This is a genomic window from Mesorhizobium sp. LSJC280B00 (assembly GCF_000502835.1).
Lineage (GTDB): Bacteria > Pseudomonadota > Alphaproteobacteria > Rhizobiales > Rhizobiaceae > Mesorhizobium.
The window spans coordinates 1-2,765 of the sequence record NZ_AYVL01000094.1 but is presented as its reverse complement, the minus strand read 5'-3'; the positions used below and the strand labels follow the sequence as shown (position 1 = coordinate 2,765).

The following is a 2,765-nucleotide window of genomic DNA, read 5'->3' as shown; positions in this document are numbered from 1 at the left end:
TCCCTCCATAACCTGTCGAAGTGAATCAGAAAATCAAATGATCCGCAACTGTAGTACTAGATCACCTCGTGCTGCGCGACTTTATAGGCAGCACAGATTGCGCGAGCCATGGCCGAAAGATTTAAGGCAGAGATCTTGAAAACTTCCGCAGCTGAAATGGTACACGCTTACATTGCTAGACGGCACGCCTCCGTTCCGGCAAAGCTGCGAATCGCGGGGCCAATGGCAATCCGCAGGTCGGCGGGTTCGGGCAACGCTCATTGAAAAATGGGCCGCCGACTTTCCTTTTGGCTGTAAGCTCGCTTCATGGCGCTTGGACACGCTAGACTAACTCTAGCAATCAACTGTAGCGGCCACCTGAACGAGTAAGTAGCGCCATTACCGGACCCTCACCGCCGCTCTCAACAGCGGACCTTCGCTCTACGGCCGGAGTCGACCCGAAGACGACCTTGGCCCGCCGGGTCATGAATGGCAGCCCTACTCCCGCAACTGCCCTTTCCGACCCCCGCGCTGGATCCCGATATCTGCCACGCGGGCCCTTGCAGTTGTTGTCCGGCTGTTTGCGCATGTCACATGTCAATAGCCACAGCCGCGTGACCGCGATCCTGGTTCATTGAGGTCGAACCGTCCGGAAGAAACGCCCTCTCCGAATCGTTCTTCCGCGTCCTTAACGAAATAATTGACAGTCCAACCAAAACGGCGCTCCGTGGTTCGACGGGGATGGATCTTGGCACTCTTGGCGATGCCGGACTTCGCCGTCACGATAGGGAGGATGCAATGCCGACAGTCATTGGCCACCATAACATCACAAAAGGAGCGAAGCACTGGCTCGACTCGCCGAAGCGCAAAGAGCTTTTTGGTCCGCTCGGCGTGACCAACATACGAACATTTGTAGATCCACAAAATCCGACCCGGGTGGCCGTTCTTATGGACGTTCCGGACATGGACGCCATGATGAAAGCTATGCAGAGCAAGGAAGCCGCGGATGCGATGGCCTTCGATGGAGTGGTGCCAGAGTCCTTGGTGATCCTGGTCGAATCGTAAAGGTGATTGCTCCGCTGGCCAAGGTTAGAAGGGTTTGCTCAGCGATTGCCGTGCGGTTCCGGTCATTCTGGAAAGCGCCCATTATTGGCGTAGAGCCCGCTGGGCACTGGCTTCAAGAGCCGGTCCTGCGCGTGAGCGCCGCCGTTGGTCTCGGTCGTGCCAAGATCAGCCGCTACAGCTTGCGCAATCTAATGCCGGCTCAGGTCCGCAAAGCAACTGTTCCGCGCGTTCACGCTGGACTTCCGCTTGCCACCCCGAGGCTGCCATTGCGCGCATACGCAACGCTGCGAATTTGGCACTTCAACCGAACAGGAAAATGCCTTTCTCTGCGCGGGATTAAGATTACTTAATGGCGACTTTGAGCCGACCGGACCTGAGTGATATTCATAGAGGTGACTGGGTGGATCGCCGGCTGCCGCGTGCATGGCGGCCCTACACGCGGCTCGCGCGGCTGGATCGGCCAGTGGGCATATGGCTGACGTTGTTCCCTGTTGGGCCGCATTGATCCAAGCGGCACATGGTATCCCCGCCGTTCAGCAATTGGCGCTATTCACCCTTGGCGCGTTTCTGATGAGAAGCGCCGGGTCCACGATCAATGACATTGCCGATCGCAGGTTCGACGGCCACGTTGAGCGGACCCGCTTTCGCCCTCTGGCAAGCGGCCAGATCGGCATGGTCCCAGCAATCGCCTTTCTGGCAATTCCGCTTGCGCTTGCGGCGTCGCTCCTGCTGTTCCTGACGCCCTACACGCGCCTGATCGCCACTTGCGTATTGCCGAAGGGCTGGCGGTTTCTAGTTATCGCGTCCGGGAGCCCAGGATCCCGAGTCACGCTATGTGAGGAAAAACATTCCTCATTTAGGGCGAAATAGGCGAAAAATTGCTTCACTAGGCCAAAAAAGGCAACATTGAATGCATCTAAATTCAATTCGGTAGATTTGACGCGAGTTCAACGGAGGCGGAAATGACCAAACCTCATTTCATGAAACTGCTCGGCGCACTGGTCGCCACNGCGAGTTCAACGGAGGCGGAAATGACCAAACCTCATTTCATGAAACTGCTCGGCGCACTGGTCGCCACATCTGTCCAGTTCGGCACGCTCGGTTTCGCGTTTGCCGATACCACCATTCTCAACGTGTCCTATGACCCGACGCGTGAGCTCTACAAGCAATTCGACGAGGCTTTCACCGCCCACTGGAAGTCCGAGACCGGCGAGACCGTCACCGTCCAGCAGTCGCATGGCGGATCGGGCGCTCAGGCTCGCGCGGTAATCGACGGCCTCGACGCCGACGTGGTGACGCTGGGGCTGCAAGGCGACATCGACGCGATCGTCTCGAAAACGAAGAAGATCAATCCCGACTGGCGGACGAAGTTCGAGAACAATTCGGCGCCTTATACCTCGACCATTGTCCTCCTCGTCCGCAAGGGCAACCCCAAGGGCATTCACGATTTTGGCGATCTCACAAAGGACAGCGTCCAGGTGATCACGTCCAATCCCAAGACCTCCGGTGGTGGCCGGTGGGCCTACCTCGCGGCCTGGGCCTGGGCCAACACCAATGATGGCGGCGATGAAGCCAAGACCAAGGAATTCGTCGGCAACCTCTATTCCCATGTTCCGGTGCTTGACACCGGCGCGCGTGGCTCGACCGTGACCTTCGCGCAAAAGGGCCTGGGCGACGTGCTGATCGCCTGGGAAAACGAGGCCTATCTGGCGCTCGACGAG

2 protein-coding genes and 1 pseudogene are annotated in these 2,765 nt (G+C 58.0%); all 3 read left to right on the top strand.

What is annotated here, in order from left to right:
* The first annotated feature begins 777 nt into the window (after positions 1–777).
* Positions 778–1,044, top strand: a complete 267-nt coding sequence (locus X773_RS73340) for a hypothetical protein (RefSeq protein ID WP_023680946.1) — start codon at positions 778–780, stop codon at positions 1,042–1,044.
* A gap of 349 nt (positions 1,045–1,393) precedes the next feature.
* Positions 1,394–1,821 (top strand): annotated as a pseudogene (locus X773_RS73335) (UbiA family prenyltransferase); the annotation flags it as partial.
* Between the two features lie 254 nt (positions 1,822–2,075).
* Positions 2,076–2,765 (top strand): sulfate ABC transporter substrate-binding protein (locus X773_RS73330; RefSeq protein WP_031213467.1); only part of this gene is annotated, 690 nt, incomplete at its 3' end.